We start from the raw sequence: 15,018 nt of genomic DNA on the forward strand, positions 1-15,018 counted from the left end.
GGGGAGCTATGAGCATGGAGCAAAATTCACTCATAATTAGCGATGGCATCTATTACCCAAACGTCCTCAAAGATATAAAAAAATCAAAGCAGCACTTTCAACCCATTTTCGAGATTTTTACTAACGCCCTTGAATCAATTAAGCTCAAGCAGTCAGTGGCTGATAATGGTTCAATAATAATTAGTATTTTATCACGCCAAAGCATGAACGCTGATGAATACAAACTTCATGAAATAGTAATTGAAGACTCCGGGATAGGCTTCGACACTGAAAATTTTGGTCGTATGACGAGGTTTAAGGACAATCGTAAGGGTTTCTTTAACAACGGGTCCGGCAGAATCCAAATTCTCCATTCTTTCGATACAGCCAAATATTTCAGTGTGTTCAAAGAAGGTGATGCCTTCAAACAAAGGAGTTTTACTTTATCTCAGCACTACCTTTCAAAGAACGCCATTATCTCTGCCCACAAATTGGAGGAAACGCAGGATAGCTCAACAAAAACAGTAGTTACTTTACACGGTATTTTGAATGAAAATGACGAACATGCCTATAACAAGCTGACAGCAGACGGCCTAAAAAAAGCTCTTATTGCACGGTACATGATGGAGTTTTGCAACAATAGCGAAAAAATGCCAACCATCAGTATTACTCATTATTTAGATGGAGAGGTGCTTGAAAAACAGTCCATTACAAAAGAAGATATACCCTTGAGGGATAGTGAACGAGACTTGGAAGTTCACTATCATAGGCTCTCCATAGATGGGAAGGAGTTTGAAAAAAGCAATAGGTCTGAGCTCCTCAAGCTTACAGCATTTAAAATTCCCGCACACGATTTGAAACGGAATGATCTGAAGTTCACAAGTAAAGGTGAAATCATTCCAGACTCTGGCTTAGAGTTGAAAAATCTCTCTGCACATGACCGGCTTGATGGTTACCGTTATTTGTTCATGATCTCTGGTGGCTATATTGATGATCGAGATGGAGATACAAGAGGCACTATAAACATTCAACGCCGAGATCAGTACAAGCAAGCTAATGCATCCCACACGAATCTGTATGGTGAGGAATATATATTCTTGGATGATATTGAATCGGAAGCCAATTCGATAATTACTCATATTTACCCGCTAATACGGGCAAGGAAAGACGAAAAACTCAAGGATATTGACAAACTAAAAAACATGTTCTTACTCAATGGCGAAACATTGAGAAAGTTGAGTTTTAGCTTGGATGAGCCCGAGGAAAAAATACTCGAAAAAGTGTATGCGGCTGATTCAAAAGCTATTGCCAAAAAGGACGCTGAAATCAAAAAGAATATTGAAAGTATTGAGAGCCTTGACACTACAGCGTCAAACTACCAAGAAGACCTTGCAAAGCTGACCTCTGACCTAACAAAGGCAATACCGCTACAAAATCGTGTTGCTCTTACCCACTATGTTGCACGAAGAAAATTGGTTCTTGAGCTCTTTGGCAAAATATTAGCCCGTCAGCTAAATGTACAGAGGACTGGCGGTAGAAACATTGATGAAAAGCTTCTTCATAACCTGATATTCCAACAAAGCTCCAACTCTCCTGAGGAAAGTGATTTGTGGTTGATAAATGAAGACTTTATCTATTTCAAGGGTGCATCTGAGAGCCGTCTTTGTGACGTTGAAATAGAAGGCGATAAGATTTTCAAAAGCGAGTTTTCTGAAGAAGAGAACAGATACTTAAGGTCGTTAGACGAGAATCGAATTACGAAAAAGCCTGATGTGCTTCTATTTCCAGATGAAGGCAAATGCATTCTAATTGAATTCAAAAATACAAATGTAAATGTTTCAGAGCATTTAAACCAAATAACATTTTACTCAACCCTGATAAGAAACTTTACAAAAGACAAGTACCAGATTGACACTTTCTATGGCTATCTGATTGGCGAGCGAATTGAGCCAAGGGATGTTAGGGGATATGATGGTGATTTCGTTGAATCCTATCAATTTGCTTATTTGTTCAGGCCCAAAAAAGTCATAGTGGGCGAAAATGGTCGCCGAGACGGCACACTTTACACCGAAGTTATTAAGTACTCAGTACTATTAGAGCGTGCTCGAAGACGTAATGATATTTTCATAAAAAAGCTCACTGAAAAGCGAACGTTGTCATGAACGAAGCCGAAACCCGAGCCGAACATATTGACCCTGCCCTGAAATCCGCTGGCTGGGGTGTGGTGGAAGGCAGCCGCATTCGTCGGGAGTACCCGATCACCCTTGGTCGCATCGAAGGCCACGGCAAAAGGGGTAAGGCTCTGTCGGCTGATTATCTGCTGGAATACCGCAACACCAAGCTGGCAATAGTGGAGGCCAAGGCGTGGGACAAGCCGCTAACTGAAGGGGTTGCCCAGGCCAAGGAGTATGCCGGTAAGCTGGAGATTCGTTTCACTTATGCCACCAATGGGCAAGGCGTCTATGGCATCGACAGGGAAACCGGTGCAGAAGGTGAGTTGCCACACTATCCCACCCCTGATGAACTCTGGAACCTGACCTTTGCTACCCGTAACCACTGGCGTGACCGCTTCGCCGCCGTGCCGTTTGAAGATCGGGGCGGGTACTTTCAGGGTCGTTACTATCAGGACATCGCCATAGAACGGGTGTTGGAGGCTATTGCCGACAACAAAGAACGTATCCTGCTGACCCTGGCCACCGGCACCGGCAAGACCTTTATCGCCTTTCAGCTTGCCTGGAAGCTGTTTCAAAGCCGCTGGAACCTGACCGACTGGAAAAAGGAAGGGGAACCGATCCGGCGGCCCCGTATCCTGTTTCTGGCAGACCGCAACATCCTGGCAGATCAGGCCTACAACGCCTTTTCCGCCTTTCCTGAAGATGCCCTGGTGCGGATTGAACCGGAAGAGATCAGGAAAAAGGGCAAGGTTCCCAAGAACGGCAGTATTTTCTTCACCATCTTCCAGACCTTTATGAGCGGGTACAATGACACCCCTTACTTTGGCGAGTATCCGCCGGATTTCTTTGACTGCATCATCATCGACGAGTGTCACCGTGGCGGTGCCAATGACGAAAGCAACTGGCGGGGGATTCTGGAATACTTCAGCCCTGCGGTGCAGCTTGGCCTGACCGCCACCCCCAAACGCAAGGACAACGTAGATACCTATGCCTACTTTGGTGAGCCGGTCTTTATCTACTCACTGAAGGACGGCATCAACGACGGCTACCTGACCCCGTTCCGTGTCAAGCAGATCTCCACCACCCTGGATGAGTATATCTACATCCCTGATGATACGGTGGTAGAGGGACAGATTGAAGCAGGCAAGGTTTACGAGGAATCTGATTTTAACAAGATTATTGAGATCAAGGAGCGGGAAAAGAAACGGGTAGAACTGTTCCTGTCCATGATTAACCAGCAGGAAAAGACCCTGGTGTTCTGTGCCACCCAGGATCATGCCCTGGCGGTGCGTGACCTGATCAATCAGCTTAAGACCAGCTCTGACCCCAACTACTGCCAGCGGGTAACCGCCAATGACGGCGTATTGGGTGAACAGCACCTGCGGGACTTTCAGGATAACGAGAAGAACATCCCGACAATCCTGACCACCTCACAGAAACTTTCCACCGGCGTTGATGCCCGTAACATCCGTAACATTGTGTTGATGCGGCCGGTTAATTCCATGATTGAGTTCAAGCAGATCATCGGACGGGGAACCAGGCTGTATGATGGCAAGGAGTACTTTACCATCTACGATTTCGTAAAGGCCCACCATCATTTCTGTGATCCTGAGTGGGACGGTGAACCGGTTGAGCCGGAGGCATGTGAAACGTGCGGCTGCTATCCCTGCGAGTGCGTCAAGCAGCCACCGCAACCATGCCCGGGATGTGGCGAGCGCCCTTGTGTCTGTATCAAAGACCCACCGCCGCCATGCTTCAAATGCGGCCAGACTCCATGTGTCTGCAAGAAGAAGGCAAAGGTCAAGCTGGCTGACGGCAAAGAGCGGAACATTCAGCACATGACCGTTACCAGCTTCTGGCACCCTGACGGTACCCCCATGTCAGCCCAGCAGTTTATGGAGCTGCTGTTCGGCAGGTTGCCGGAGTTCTTCAAGAATGAGCAAGAGCTACGCAACCTCTGGAGCAGACCGGATACCCGCAAGAAGCTGCTGGAAGGACTGGCAGAAAAGGGGTTCGGCCATGACCAGCTGGCTGAGATGCAGCGGATTATTGATGCAGAAAAGAGTGACCTGTTTGATGTGCTGGCCCATGTGGCATACGCCATGCCACCGTTGACCCGTGAAGAACGGGCAGGCAAGGCCCGTACCTTGATCACCCAGCACTTCAACAACAAGCTGCAGGTTTTTCTGGACTTCGTGCTGGCTCATTACGTGGAAATCGGTGTGGATGAACTGGATCAGTCAAAGCTGACACCGCTACTTAAACTCAAATACCGTGATTCCATCCCTGATGCGGTGGCCGACCTTGGCCAGACCCCGCTGGAGATCGGGCAGGCCTTTGCCGGATTTCAGCAGTATCTTTATCAGCAACGGGCTGATCGGTTCTAAGGCTTTTAGTGCTGATATTAGAACCTTTTTCGGTCTTGTTTTCATGAATAAATTTAATCATTTGTGGTCTAGGCTCTACCTCTCTCCTTGCATTGCTCCAAACCTCAATTTGGCGGGCCTTACTGGCCTGCTGTATCTGTTCAAGATAGCGCTTTTGGTGAATTTCAAAATTTTGCAATTTAACTAACTCGCTGGAAGCATGGTTTAAATCATTTTTCCAAGTAGCGTGTTTGTTTCTTGTCAGTGGCTGCCAAATTGGAGGTGGTGGGGTGTGTGGCTCCCATCCCTGCTCCTTGCCGAGTTTTAGGACTTCAGCCCTACGATTTTGTAGGGCGGTCAACTTGGTTCCAGTCTGCTGAAGTGCTAATTCATAGGCTTTTTGATTAGCGTTAAGTTGTTGTAATGTCGTGTCTTTTGAAATCTGAAGCTTACAGAAATCAACGATAATCTGATCGTATTGCTGGCGGGTTGTGGGTGCTTGCGGTGCCGTGATCTGGGCCTCTGCCTTGGCCCTGAGATCTGCATTACGACGCTTTAAGCGCTCAATTTCTTTGGTTAAGATCTGCTTACGACGCCAGTTGATAATTCGGATGATGATACCTTGGCGACGTTTTGTTTTCTTTTTTCCTAGCCATAATTCAGACGATAAACGCTTTATTTCTGTTTTGTTATCAGTGACTTTCGCTTTGTCTTTTTCGTCCCGAATTGCCATAAATGCCGGTTTGGGGGGAGAATATGAAACATGTAACTGCTCAACATTAGGGATTTTTGTCTGTTGAGTAGAAGGCGGAGATGGCAGAGGCAATCCAATGCCCTCTTTGGTTAACCCGCAGATTAAGCTAGCTATTTTATTGACGTCCTGATCATCCAGCAGGCCGGTGGTAAGCTCGGCAGCAGCAGTTGTGACAACGGTTGTAGCATTGGCCGGGTGTGGTGTAGTGACAGGTTGCTTGATTGACCTGGCAACCTCCCTGGCGGGTTTGGGAGACGTTGTAGTAAGGGGCAGAGACTTGACCTGCTGAGACTGTTGCAGGCGTTTTTCCAACGCTTGCCAGCCATATGATTTGCCTAATTGTGAGGCTTTAAATGTTATCCCATTGATTTCAAAGCTAAAGCCCGACATTTTGCCGGATCTTGACAGGTTGGGTTTGGCAGTTATGTCAACTTTGGCCAGCTTTTTGATGAAGTCTTCAGTGGTTAAGTTGATGCTGTTATTAATAATATTGTCAATTGAATGCTGTAGGCAGCGGCGCGGTGGGACCTTGCCAGTCCGCTGCTGCATGGCTTTTTCTTGGGTTTTTAAGGCCTTGGCTGGAGCCTTGTGATCCGGGCCGAGGGTAGTGGTAAGGCCATGCTTCCGTTCAAGTTTTTGACAAATACGGGTGGCAATTAAATGCTCATTTTGACCAAGATATAATCCACCCGACAAATTGACTCGACTTGCAGATATATGCACATGATCTGATCCGGTATTTTTATGTCTTACGACAACATATGGTGTGGTTAGTGGATCAAACCCCAAGTCTTCAAGATAATCTCTAACTATCTTATTCCATTCCTGATCTGTTAACGTATCACCCTTTGGTAGGGCCAGACTGGAGTGCCAGACCGGCTTTTCAATGTCAGGTCTGAGGTTTGCAACTTGTACAAATTCACTGGCTAAATCAGCAGCACCAGCACCGGCAAGGTTGCCTCCAATCAGGTCCGGTTGGGCGGAATGACGGAGGATGTACCGGCACAAACCGCTAAAATCTCGGCCTCTGGTGATCTTTGATTTCACTTATGGGGCTTCACAAGGGCTTGTCTGAACCGGATTAAAGCCGTCCTGACTTCTTCTAATACACTTAAATCATCGCAGTTAATTTGCTTGGCAATCTGGTTTAAATTGGCTGCTGCATTGCTTAGCTGTTGCCAAACTAGCTGATTTAGTTCAGGAATAACTACAGGAGGAGTATTCAAGGCAGCTTTTCGCAGGTAAGCTGCGGGGCAGACATTAGATAACTCGCTGAAACCTGAGACCACCTTCATTTCAGCCTGAGAAAGATAAACGGCTATGCGGTGGGTCCTTTGTTCATCGGCGGGTTTAGGTGTTGGCCCGCGTTTGCGGTGGGGCGTGGGTGCCGGTGTATCTGGCGGCAGCGGTTCAAATGGACCGTAGTCATTGTTTTGCATTGAAGCCCTCCAGTTGATTAACATTTAAAAAAAACTGATCGCCTGTTAACGTGGGCAGTGCGGCGTCTTCTTCGGCCTGCCTTGCGTCTTCTGCTGCCTGCTTGGCCTGTTTTTTGGCAGTTGCAGCGGCCTTAATCTGGGCAGAGGCGTTGAATCCAGCATAATCGCCTTTCAATGCTGCCTGCAGATACCCTGAGGGGTTGGCTTTGGCGTTGGCGCGAGAGTATTCAATTTGAGCTTTTATAAACTCAATGCTGTTTCCGGCCACCAGTGCGGCAGCAACTGCATCAACTGCGGCAGCTGCTGGAGACCAAACCGACAGCAAGGTCTGAGCCATCAAAATAAAATCATCTGTAGTTGTTGTTGTTATTTCTTTTTCTTTTTCTTTTTCTGGTTCTGTTTCTGGCTTTGGTTTTGGTTTTGGCTCGCTTTTATCTTGCGAAACCAAATCAAAACCTTTGCTTTTTGGTGGTCGCCCTCCAAGCTTGCCAGATTCAGACCTTTTGTTAATTAAATCAGTTGTTTGAGAAATAAGAAGCTTTCCATATTCAGTTTTAGGAAGCAGGGTAATAAGGTCAGTTGCGAGCTGCACAGCCCACCTTCCTCGTTCCGCATCATCCTCTATTTTTTGCAATTCTGTGAAAAATTCAGCTGCGCAAAATTTGAAATTAAATGGTCTATAAGCCACTTTTAACCCCTTAACTTTGTGCTGCTGCCTTTTTCTGGTCTTCAAACCACCGTTCTAATAACTCGCGAGAATAGAGACAAAGCCTCTTGCTTGGGCGCAAATCAGGCCTTGGGAACCGACCCTCCCGCTGCCACTGATACAGGGTGCTCTGACCTGCTCCGGTGAGCTGTATTACTTCCTTCAATCGGTAATATTGTTTAGTTAGCATGCATAACTCCTTTAAATGCTTTGTTTTGCTGCCCTTGTCTGTCTTTTACGCCTTTTCTCTTGGTCTGTAAAGCAAAAAAGCGTAATAATTTCAATGTGATATAAGATAATACAAATTGCATTCACGAGCACATTGAGAGATGTTTGTAAAAATAAAAAAATGAAAAAGCGATGTTTTACATAAACAAAATTGGTGTCCAGATAGTGTTAATGCTAAAAAAACAAAATCTAAAAAATTTGTACCCCCAAAAAAATATTTATTATTTTTATGGGTCTGTATTTTTCTGATTTTTAATGTTTGGGTTGAGGTGGGGATGGTTTAAAAAGCTGTGCAATTTTAGGACTGAAAACAGGCAGATTTTTTTGCAGTAATGGTGTGATTTTTAGAAGGCCGACCAGAGGGAGTGGCCTTCGTTCCCCCTTCAGGCGGCAAGGGCGGGGTTGAACAATAGTGCTGCAAATTTGGAACTGCGAAGCGGGGCCGAATTGTGCAGCACTATTGTTAGCCCTTGCTCCTCCTAATTCCGCTGAATGTTTTTGTTTGGCTGGCAGAATGGCAGTGCTGGTGGTTTGCTGGAAGAGGCGTTCAGGCCGTCCACAAGGTCCATATTCCCGACCGATGAGCAGCCAGTCGGCATGCACGTCATCGGGCTAGAATTGCGGACCCTGTGGGCGGGGTGATTGGTTATATTGATTGATATATTTTACAAAACTCTATAGCTGCGTCGTTTGAAGAAGCAACAAGTCCACCGGTGAGGCTAAAAGTCAAATCAACTCTAATAACAGACGGTCCTGTGCTTTTCACCATGACATTCAAAGGTACTGTTGCGCCACGCCCGTTAATGACTGCCTGAGAAGCAGAAATTATCCCTAGTTCTTTATTGGCGTTGATAATTTGATAACCCTTTGAGGCTATTGAGGATAGCAAATTGTCAAAAGCTGCTTGTTTGGTCTTGCCTTTAAAATATCTATGGCTTTTGAGTGTTTTTCCTGTAGCAGGCGCGCCGGTTACTACAAAATTTGGGGTGCAGGTTTTGTCATAATCAAGGGTTTCTGCCTTCTGTATGGGGACTCCAGCACAACCAGTCAATAACGTAAAAACAACAAATAGTCCTGATTTTCTAAGCATTGTCTACCCTCCTGTGTTTAGTTGTGGTCAGGCCACCTGCTTGATTGGGATCACCTTCGCCCCCGCCTTCAGGCCGTCAAGGTAGTCACTCCAGTGCTGCATCATCCGCCGCCGATCATCAATAAACGCCGTCCGATTGTAAGCTCTGCCGTTTGGGTCTTTGACGGCATGTGCAAGCTGATGTTCAATAATATCAGGCCGAAAGCCTAACACCTCGTCGAGAATAGTCCGGGCCGTTGCCCTGAAGCCGTGGGCGGTTACTGTGTCACGGTCATACCCCATGCGCCGAAAGCAGGTGTTTAAGGTGTTGTCTGAAATGGGGCGCTCTGACGATAATATAGAGGGGAAAACATATCTTCCGCTGCCTGTCAGTGGCCTGATCTCTTCCAAAATTGATAGTGACTGATTGGAGAGGGGGACAATATGGGCATTGCGCATCTTCATTTTTTCAGCTGGAATACTAATCTGTGCAGCCGCAGTATCAATTTCCGACCATTCAAGGTGCCGCAGTTCTCCTGGGCGCATTAATAGCATGGGAAGCAGTCGTAAGGCGCAGCGGGTTTCTAAAGTGCCGGTATAGTCGTCTATTGAACGCAGTAGGGGAGCAAGTTCTTTCGGGTCGGTGACGGCTGCAAAGTGGCGCTTTTCAACTTTGCGGAACAGCTCGGAAGGCTTCAGGGCCGCTGATGGATCATATTCAAGCAAACCGTGGGCCACGGCATGCCTAAACACTTGACCGCAAATAACCTTTACCCGCTTTGCAGCTTCTACAGTTCCTCGCGCCTCTATCTTAAGTAGCATGGTGCGGACATCCGCAGCCGTGACCTCTGCAATCGGTTTACTGCCGAATGCTGGCAGTATGTAGTTATCAAGCCGCCCTTTGACTGATACTGCGTGGCTCTTTACCCATTCCAGCTTACGCTTTTGAAACCATTCACCGGCCACTACTTCAAAAATGGAGGCTGCAGCGACTTCAGCGGCCTCTACGGCTGCTTTTTTCTCTTGATTTGGGTCGATGTCGTTTGCGAGCTTACGACGGGCTTCATCGCGTCGCTGGCGTGCTTCCGAGAGCGTTATTTCCGGGTAAGACTTAAGAAAGAGGGTTTTGCGTTTGCCGTCAAACACATAATCAAAGCGCCACAGCTTCCCGCCGCTGGGGGTGATCAGGATATAGAGACCGCCGCCATCGGTCAGCTTGTACTGTTTGTCCTTTGGCTTGGCGTTTTTAACTTGTAGGTCGGTAAGTGGTAAAACCCGCTTAGGCATTGAGCCCCCTTTTTTTACGGTGTTTTTATGCGGTGTTTTGCGAACACCGTAACGTAAACCGTAAAAACTTCCAGAGGGAAGCATATCAATACAGAGTTAGTCATACAACAAAAAAGAAAAAGCCCCTTGATTTAAGGGGCTTTACATATAAAGCCGGACTATGCCGGACTAGTTGCTGGCGGAGGGGCAGGGATTCGAACCCTGGGTACCTTGCGGTACAACAGATTTCGAGTCTGTCACCTTCGACCTCTCGGACACCCCTCCTGAAAAAACGGCCTGATTGCTCAGGCCGCATTGTCTATACATCATGCAGGCAAAAAACTCAACCTTGTCCTTGTATGCTACGCTTTTTTCGACGCAGCTCAGAGAAAAAAGCGGTTAACAGACCGGAACATTCCTGTTGTCTGATGTTACTGATCAGTTCGCAGCTATGGTTAAGTCGCGGGTCGTTGGAAAGGTCATACAATGACCCGGCTGCACCGGCTTTGGGGTCGAAACAGCCAAAGACCACCGTGGGAATGCGTGCAAGTAATATTGCTCCCATGCACATCAGGCAGGGCTCAAGGGTTACATACAGGGTGCTCTCAAGCAGCCGCCAGTTACCCAGGCGGCGGGCAGCCTTGCGAATTGCCAACAGCTCGGCGTGTGCAGCGGGGTCTTGTTTGGTTTCGCGCAGGTTGTGGGCGCGGGCAATGATCTTGTTGTCCTGAACAATGACGCAGCCGATCGGTACTTCAGCAATGGCCTCTGCTTTACGTGCTTCAGCAATTGCCTTGTTCATCCAGTAATCGTGAGTACGTATCATCTCGTTTTTCCTTGTCACGCCCGGTGAGCACCGGGAAGTCAGTGGGGCAGTTGGTCATGCGTCAGATGCGATAATAGAGAATAGTGTTGGACTCAGTCCAATAAATATTTGCATTATTTCAGGTGGAGTGGAATACTAACAGCAAGAGAAGGAGGTGCAACCATGGACGTAAGTTCAATAGCAGGTGCAGCAGCTCTTATGCAGTCATCTCAGAGCCAACAGGCGCTGTCAGCATCGATGATCAAGATGAATGCAGAGTCGCAGAGCAAGATCGCAGAGATGATCCAGAAGGGTGCCCAGTCGATGCCTCAGCCAAGCCAAAGCTCTGTTTCTGGTTTTTCCACCTACGCTTAATGTAAGTGCAAGCACAGTAAGCGGCACCAATAGTTTTTATTGACTCCTGAAGCCAGCTGGTTTCAGGAGTATTTTTTTGCCTATGGGTCCGGGCTGGCTTCGGCAGGGGAGTAGCCGCCTGATGGTTGTTGTGCTATTAAGGTAACAGCACAACGTTGGGCGTAAGGGAGTGGTTTCGATGAACAAGAAAATATTTCTCATACTGCTTGGTGCAGCGGTTATTGCACTGGTGGTAGGTGTTGTAATGCGACGGAACCAAACGGTGAATGGTGGCGTGCTAAGGCTTACCGGAACCATTGAAACCACCACGGTGGCAGTTGCCTTCAAGGTGCCGGGGCGGCTGAAAGAGCGGCTGGTTGATGAGGGGCAGCTGGTAAAGATCGGGCAGATAGTTGCCCGGTTGGATGATGACGAGCTGAAGGATGAGCGTACCGTCCGGTCTGCAGATCAGCAGGCCGCACAGGCTGCTCTGGCAGATCTGAAGGCAGGTAGTCGGCAGGAAGAGATTGCTGCCAGCGGAGCAACCCTTGCCCGCCTTAAGGCAGAGGCGGACCGGGCAGCTCAGGATGCAACCCGTGCTGAGGCGCTGTTTAAAAAAGAGGTGATACCGCGTAAGGAGCTTGATGCCGCCAGGGCAGCAAAGGATGCAACCGCCGCTGCAGTGCGTGAGGGGGATGAACGGTTGAGGCTGGTAAAGGTTGGCCCCCGTCCTGACACCATAAAGCAGGCTCAAGCCCGGTTGGAAGGTGCCGCTGCAGCCAGGTCTCTGGCTGATACCCGTTTGTCACAAGCAGTTCTTGCAGCGCCGATCAGTGGCACCGTCATGGCCAAACATGCCGAGCCTGGTGAACTGCTGGCCGCAGGTAGTCCGGTGATCACCGTGGCCAAAATGGATGAGGTCTGGGTTCGGGCCTATCTGCCGGAGACGCAACTGGGCAAGATCAAGCTGGGCCAGCAGGTTTCAGTCAGCAGTGATACCTGGAAAGGGCGGACCTATCAGGGAACGGTCAGCTTTATCGCCTCAGAAGCCGAGTTTACCCCCCGTAACGTCCAGACTGAGGCAGAACGGGTTAAGCTGGTCTACCGGATCAAGATTACCATTGCCAACCCGAAGCAGGAGCTGAAGCCGGGTATGCCGGTGGACGCCGTAATTGCGACGCCGTAATCCAGCGCAGCCCTATGCATGCTATTGAAATCTCCAACCTCACCAAACTCTTCGCTGATCTGACTGCCGTTGATGATCTGAACCTTACCATTCCCAAGGGTGAACTGTTCGGTCTGGTGGGGTCTGACGGAGCAGGCAAGACCACTACCCTGCGGATGCTGACCGGTGTGCTGGATGCCAGCAGTGGCGCGGCCACGGTACTGGGGTGTGCCTGTCATGATCTGGAGCCGGTCCGCTCCCATATCGGTTACATGAGCCAGCGCTTCGGGCTTTACCCTGACCTGACCGTAATGGAAAATATTCGCTTCCATGCAGATATCTTCGGCGTGCCAAAGGGGGAGTGGATCACACGGGCCGAGCGCCTCCTGGCAATGAGCGGCCTGCAGCCGTTTGTTAAGCGTCGTGCCGGTGCGCTGTCCGGCGGCATGAAACAAAAGCTGGGGCTCTGCTGTGCCCTGATCCATACTCCCACGGTGCTGTTCCTTGATGAGCCTACCAACGGCGTTGATCCGGTCTCCCGCCGCGATTTCTGGCGTATTCTCGATACCCTGCTGGCTGAAGGGGTCACCATTGTGGTGGCCACCGCTTACCTGGATGAGGCGGAGCGCTGTCATCGGGTTGGGCTGCTGCATCACGGCCGGCTTTTGGCCTGTGACACGCCGCAGAACCTGAAGGCGTTGGCAGATCCGGTTATTGCAGGTCCCACCCTTGAAGATGTCTTTATTACCGTCATGGGAGAAGGGGCGGATACGGCAGTCAAGCGCAGGCCAGCGCCTGATCTGCGCTCCGCTGCTCCTGCGGTCATTCTTGAGGGGCTGACCCGCTGCTTTGGCGATTTTATTGCCGTCAACAAGATCAGTCTGACCGTGCCGAAAGGGGAGATATTTGGCTTCCTTGGACCGAACGGTGCCGGAAAATCCACCACCATCAGGATGCTGTGCGGCATCCTTGAGCCGAGCAGTGGCGATGGCCAGGTGGCGGGCTATGATGTTGCCACCCAAGCCGAGCTGATCAAGGAAAACATCGGCTACATGAGCCAGAAATTCTCTCTGTATGAAGACCTGACCGTGGCAGAGAATATCGCCTTCTACGGCGGCATCTATCGGCTGCCTGCCAAACAGCTGGCTGAGCGGGCTGATTGGGTGATTGAGATGGCCGGGCTGGCTGAACGTCGCCATTCCAAGGCCGGTGAGCTCTCTGCAGGCTGGAGGCAGCGGCTGGCCCTGGGCTGCGCCCTGCTGCACAAACCGCCGATCATCTTTCTGGATGAACCAACCGCCGGGGTTGATCCCCTCAACCGTCGCCGTTTCTGGCAGCTGATCCACCACCTGGCAGCTGATGGTGTCACGGTCTTTGTTACCACCCACTACATGGATGAGGCTGAATACTGCGACCGCTTGGCCCTGATCTATCGCGGGGAGTTGGTGGCGGTGGGGACGCCTTTTGAGCTGAAACAGCAACGAATGGTGGATGGTCTGTTACCCAGCCTGGAGCAGGTCTTTATTGATCTGATTGAAGAACGGGATAGGCAGGAGGGTGTAGTCTGATGCCGCTCTTCCTGCGCCGCATAACCGCCGTGGGCCGCAAGGAGTTTCTGCATGTGCTGCGAGACCCGCGCAGTCTGGCCCTGGGCATCTTGATGCCGCTGATCATGCTGTTTCTGTTTGGCTATGCCCTGACCCTTGATGTGGATCGTGTCCCTTTAGCGGTCTGGGATCAGAGCAATACAGCCCAAAGCCGGGAACTGATCAGTCGTTTTGAAGGTTCACGCTACTTTTCATTGCGGTTGCATGCCGCCTCCTACCAACAGCTTGAACAGGCGGTTGACCGTCGGGATGCCTTGATTGCGCTGGTGATACCAGCCGACTTTGCAGGCAGGCTTGATGCTGGTACGCAGCCGGTCCTGCAGCTTATTCTGGATGGTAGCGATCCCAACACCGCCACCATTGCCCAGGGCTATGCCGAGGCGATTGTACTGACCTGGTCACGCCAGATCAGTCTGGCTGCCCTGCAACGCCGCTTTCCGCAACGAGCCACTCAGCCGATACCGTTGGAAATTCGCCCCAGGGTCTGGTTCAACAGCGACCTGGTCTCACGAAACTTTATCTTTCCCGGCCTGATTCCGGTGATCATGATGATCGTGGCCGCGCTCCTCACCTCGCTCAGTATGGCGCGGGAGTGGGAGACCGGCACCATGGAACAGATCGTGACCATGCCGGTGCGCAAATGGGAACTGATCATCGGCAAACTCGCCCCCTATTTCTGCATCGGTGTGGTGGATCTGCTGTTGTCAGTTGGGGTTGGCTACTATGTCTTCAGTGTGCCACTCAAAGGTAGCCTGCTGTTGCTGTCTGGATTGTCGCTGCTGTTTCTGGTGGGTGCGCTGGCAGTGGGGATGCTGATCAGCATTATTGCCAAGAGTCAGCTTTTGGCCAGCCAGCTGGCACTGTTGGTCACCGTGCTGCCCGCCTTTCTACTGTCCGGTTTCATCTTTCCGTTGGAGAATATGCCAGCTCCGATTCAGGCGGTCAGCCATATCGTGGTGGCCCGCTACTTTGTCACCATCCTGCGGGGGATCTACCTTAAAGATGTGGGGATGGAAACCCTCTGGCCCCAGGCCCTGTTCCTGGTGGGCTTTGCCGCGTTGATCCTGTCCGTGGCGGTGCTGAAGTTTAAAAAGAAGCTGGGATAG

At 49.9% G+C, this 15,018-nt stretch carries 12 protein-coding genes, 1 tRNA gene and 1 pseudogene; 6 read left to right on the forward strand and 8 right to left on the reverse strand.

Annotation, left to right across the window (positions count from 1 at the left end; genetic code table 11):
• Positions 1-14: 14 nt before the first annotated feature.
• Both B5D39_RS05730 and hsdR read left to right on the forward strand, forming a co-directional pair.
• Positions 15-2,141: a hypothetical protein gene (locus tag B5D39_RS05730; RefSeq protein WP_078789436.1), complete on the forward strand. Its 2,127-nt coding sequence runs from the start codon at positions 15-17 to the stop codon at positions 2,139-2,141.
• Positions 2,138-4,540, forward strand: a complete 2,403-nt coding sequence (gene hsdR, locus B5D39_RS05735; RefSeq protein ID WP_078789437.1) for an EcoAI/FtnUII family type I restriction enzme subunit R — start codon at positions 2,138-2,140, stop codon at positions 4,538-4,540. The genes B5D39_RS05730 and hsdR overlap by 4 nt, the downstream gene beginning before the upstream one ends.
• Positions 4,541-5,897: 1,357 nt before the next feature.
• Here hsdR and B5D39_RS17445 read toward each other — a convergent pair.
• From B5D39_RS17445 to tadA, 8 genes and pseudogenes are all read right to left on the reverse strand, one after another.
• Positions 5,898-6,320, reverse strand: a pseudogene (locus tag B5D39_RS17445) (relaxase/mobilization nuclease domain-containing protein); the annotation flags it as partial.
• Entirely contained in the window at positions 6,317-6,712 is a 396-nt protein-coding gene (locus tag B5D39_RS05745) for a plasmid mobilization protein (protein ID WP_078789439.1), read from the reverse strand. The pseudogene B5D39_RS17445 and the gene B5D39_RS05745, both read right to left, overlap by 4 nt.
• Entirely contained in the window at positions 6,699-7,445 is a 747-nt protein-coding gene (locus B5D39_RS16925) for a hypothetical protein (RefSeq protein WP_161947427.1), read from the reverse strand. Before B5D39_RS16925 ends, B5D39_RS05745 begins: the two co-directional genes overlap by 14 nt.
• Positions 7,411-7,608: a helix-turn-helix transcriptional regulator gene (locus B5D39_RS17450; protein WP_078789441.1), complete on the reverse strand. Its 198-nt coding sequence runs from the start codon at positions 7,606-7,608 to the stop codon at positions 7,411-7,413. The genes B5D39_RS16925 and B5D39_RS17450 overlap by 35 nt, the downstream gene beginning before the upstream one ends.
• A gap of 684 nt (positions 7,609-8,292) precedes the next feature.
• Entirely contained in the window at positions 8,293-8,736 is a 444-nt protein-coding gene (locus B5D39_RS05760) for a hypothetical protein (protein WP_078789442.1), read from the reverse strand.
• A gap of 27 nt (positions 8,737-8,763) precedes the next feature.
• Complete coding sequence (locus B5D39_RS05765; RefSeq protein ID WP_078789443.1) at positions 8,764-10,002, reverse strand: tyrosine-type recombinase/integrase; 1,239 nt, start codon at positions 10,000-10,002, stop codon at positions 8,764-8,766.
• A 176-nt stretch (positions 10,003-10,178) separates the two neighbouring features.
• Positions 10,179-10,266 (reverse strand) — tRNA-Ser (locus B5D39_RS05770).
• 58 nt (positions 10,267-10,324) lie between these two features.
• A complete protein-coding gene (tadA, locus tag B5D39_RS05775) occupies positions 10,325-10,807 on the reverse strand; it encodes a tRNA adenosine(34) deaminase TadA (protein ID WP_078789444.1) in 483 nt (160 codons plus the stop codon).
• Positions 10,808-10,969: 162 nt separating this feature from the next.
• On the opposite strand from tadA, the gene B5D39_RS05780 reads away from it, so the two are divergent.
• The 4 genes from B5D39_RS05780 (at position 10,970) to B5D39_RS05795 (ending at position 15,018) form a co-directional block, all read left to right on the forward strand.
• A complete protein-coding gene (locus tag B5D39_RS05780; RefSeq protein WP_078789445.1) occupies positions 10,970-11,161 on the forward strand; it encodes a hypothetical protein in 192 nt (63 codons plus the stop codon).
• Positions 11,162-11,339: 178 nt separating this feature from the next.
• Positions 11,340-12,326: an HlyD family secretion protein gene (locus B5D39_RS05785; RefSeq protein WP_078789446.1), complete on the forward strand. Its 987-nt coding sequence runs from the start codon at positions 11,340-11,342 to the stop codon at positions 12,324-12,326.
• Between the two features lie 14 nt (positions 12,327-12,340).
• Positions 12,341-13,873: an ATP-binding cassette domain-containing protein gene (locus B5D39_RS05790; RefSeq protein WP_078789447.1), complete on the forward strand. Its 1,533-nt coding sequence runs from the start codon at positions 12,341-12,343 to the stop codon at positions 13,871-13,873.
• Positions 13,873-15,018, forward strand: coding sequence for an ABC transporter permease (locus B5D39_RS05795; RefSeq protein ID WP_078789448.1), 1,146 nt, complete (start codon positions 13,873-13,875; stop codon positions 15,016-15,018). Before B5D39_RS05790 ends, B5D39_RS05795 begins: the two co-directional genes overlap by 1 nt.

This window comes from Trichlorobacter thiogenes, assembly GCF_900167465.1.
GTDB classification, from domain to species: Bacteria; Desulfobacterota; Desulfuromonadia; order Geobacterales; family Pseudopelobacteraceae; genus Trichlorobacter; species Trichlorobacter thiogenes.

Bases quoted from the DNA above. Each gene is read 5' to 3' on its own strand.
- B5D39_RS05795 (WP_078789448.1), top strand. From the start codon at position 13,873: ATGCCGCTCTTCCTGCGCCGCATAACCGCCGTGGGCCGCAAGGAGTTT.
- tadA (WP_078789444.1), bottom strand. From the start codon at position 10,807: ATGATACGTACTCACGATTACTGGATGAACAAGGCAATTGCTGAAGCA.
- B5D39_RS05765 (WP_078789443.1), bottom strand. From the start codon at position 10,002: ATGCCTAAGCGGGTTTTACCACTTACCGACCTACAAGTTAAAAACGCC.
- hsdR (WP_078789437.1), top strand. From the start codon at position 2,138: ATGAACGAAGCCGAAACCCGAGCCGAACATATTGACCCTGCCCTGAAA.
- B5D39_RS17450 (WP_078789441.1), bottom strand. From the start codon at position 7,608: ATGCTAACTAAACAATATTACCGATTGAAGGAAGTAATACAGCTCACC.
- B5D39_RS05790 (WP_078789447.1), top strand. From the start codon at position 12,341: ATGCATGCTATTGAAATCTCCAACCTCACCAAACTCTTCGCTGATCTG.
- B5D39_RS05760 (WP_078789442.1), bottom strand. From the start codon at position 8,736: ATGCTTAGAAAATCAGGACTATTTGTTGTTTTTACGTTATTGACTGGT.
- B5D39_RS05785 (WP_078789446.1), top strand. From the start codon at position 11,340: ATGAACAAGAAAATATTTCTCATACTGCTTGGTGCAGCGGTTATTGCA.
- B5D39_RS05745 (WP_078789439.1), bottom strand. From the start codon at position 6,712: ATGCAAAACAATGACTACGGTCCATTTGAACCGCTGCCGCCAGATACA.
- B5D39_RS05730 (WP_078789436.1), top strand. From the start codon at position 15: ATGGAGCAAAATTCACTCATAATTAGCGATGGCATCTATTACCCAAAC.
- B5D39_RS05780 (WP_078789445.1), top strand. From the start codon at position 10,970: ATGGACGTAAGTTCAATAGCAGGTGCAGCAGCTCTTATGCAGTCATCT.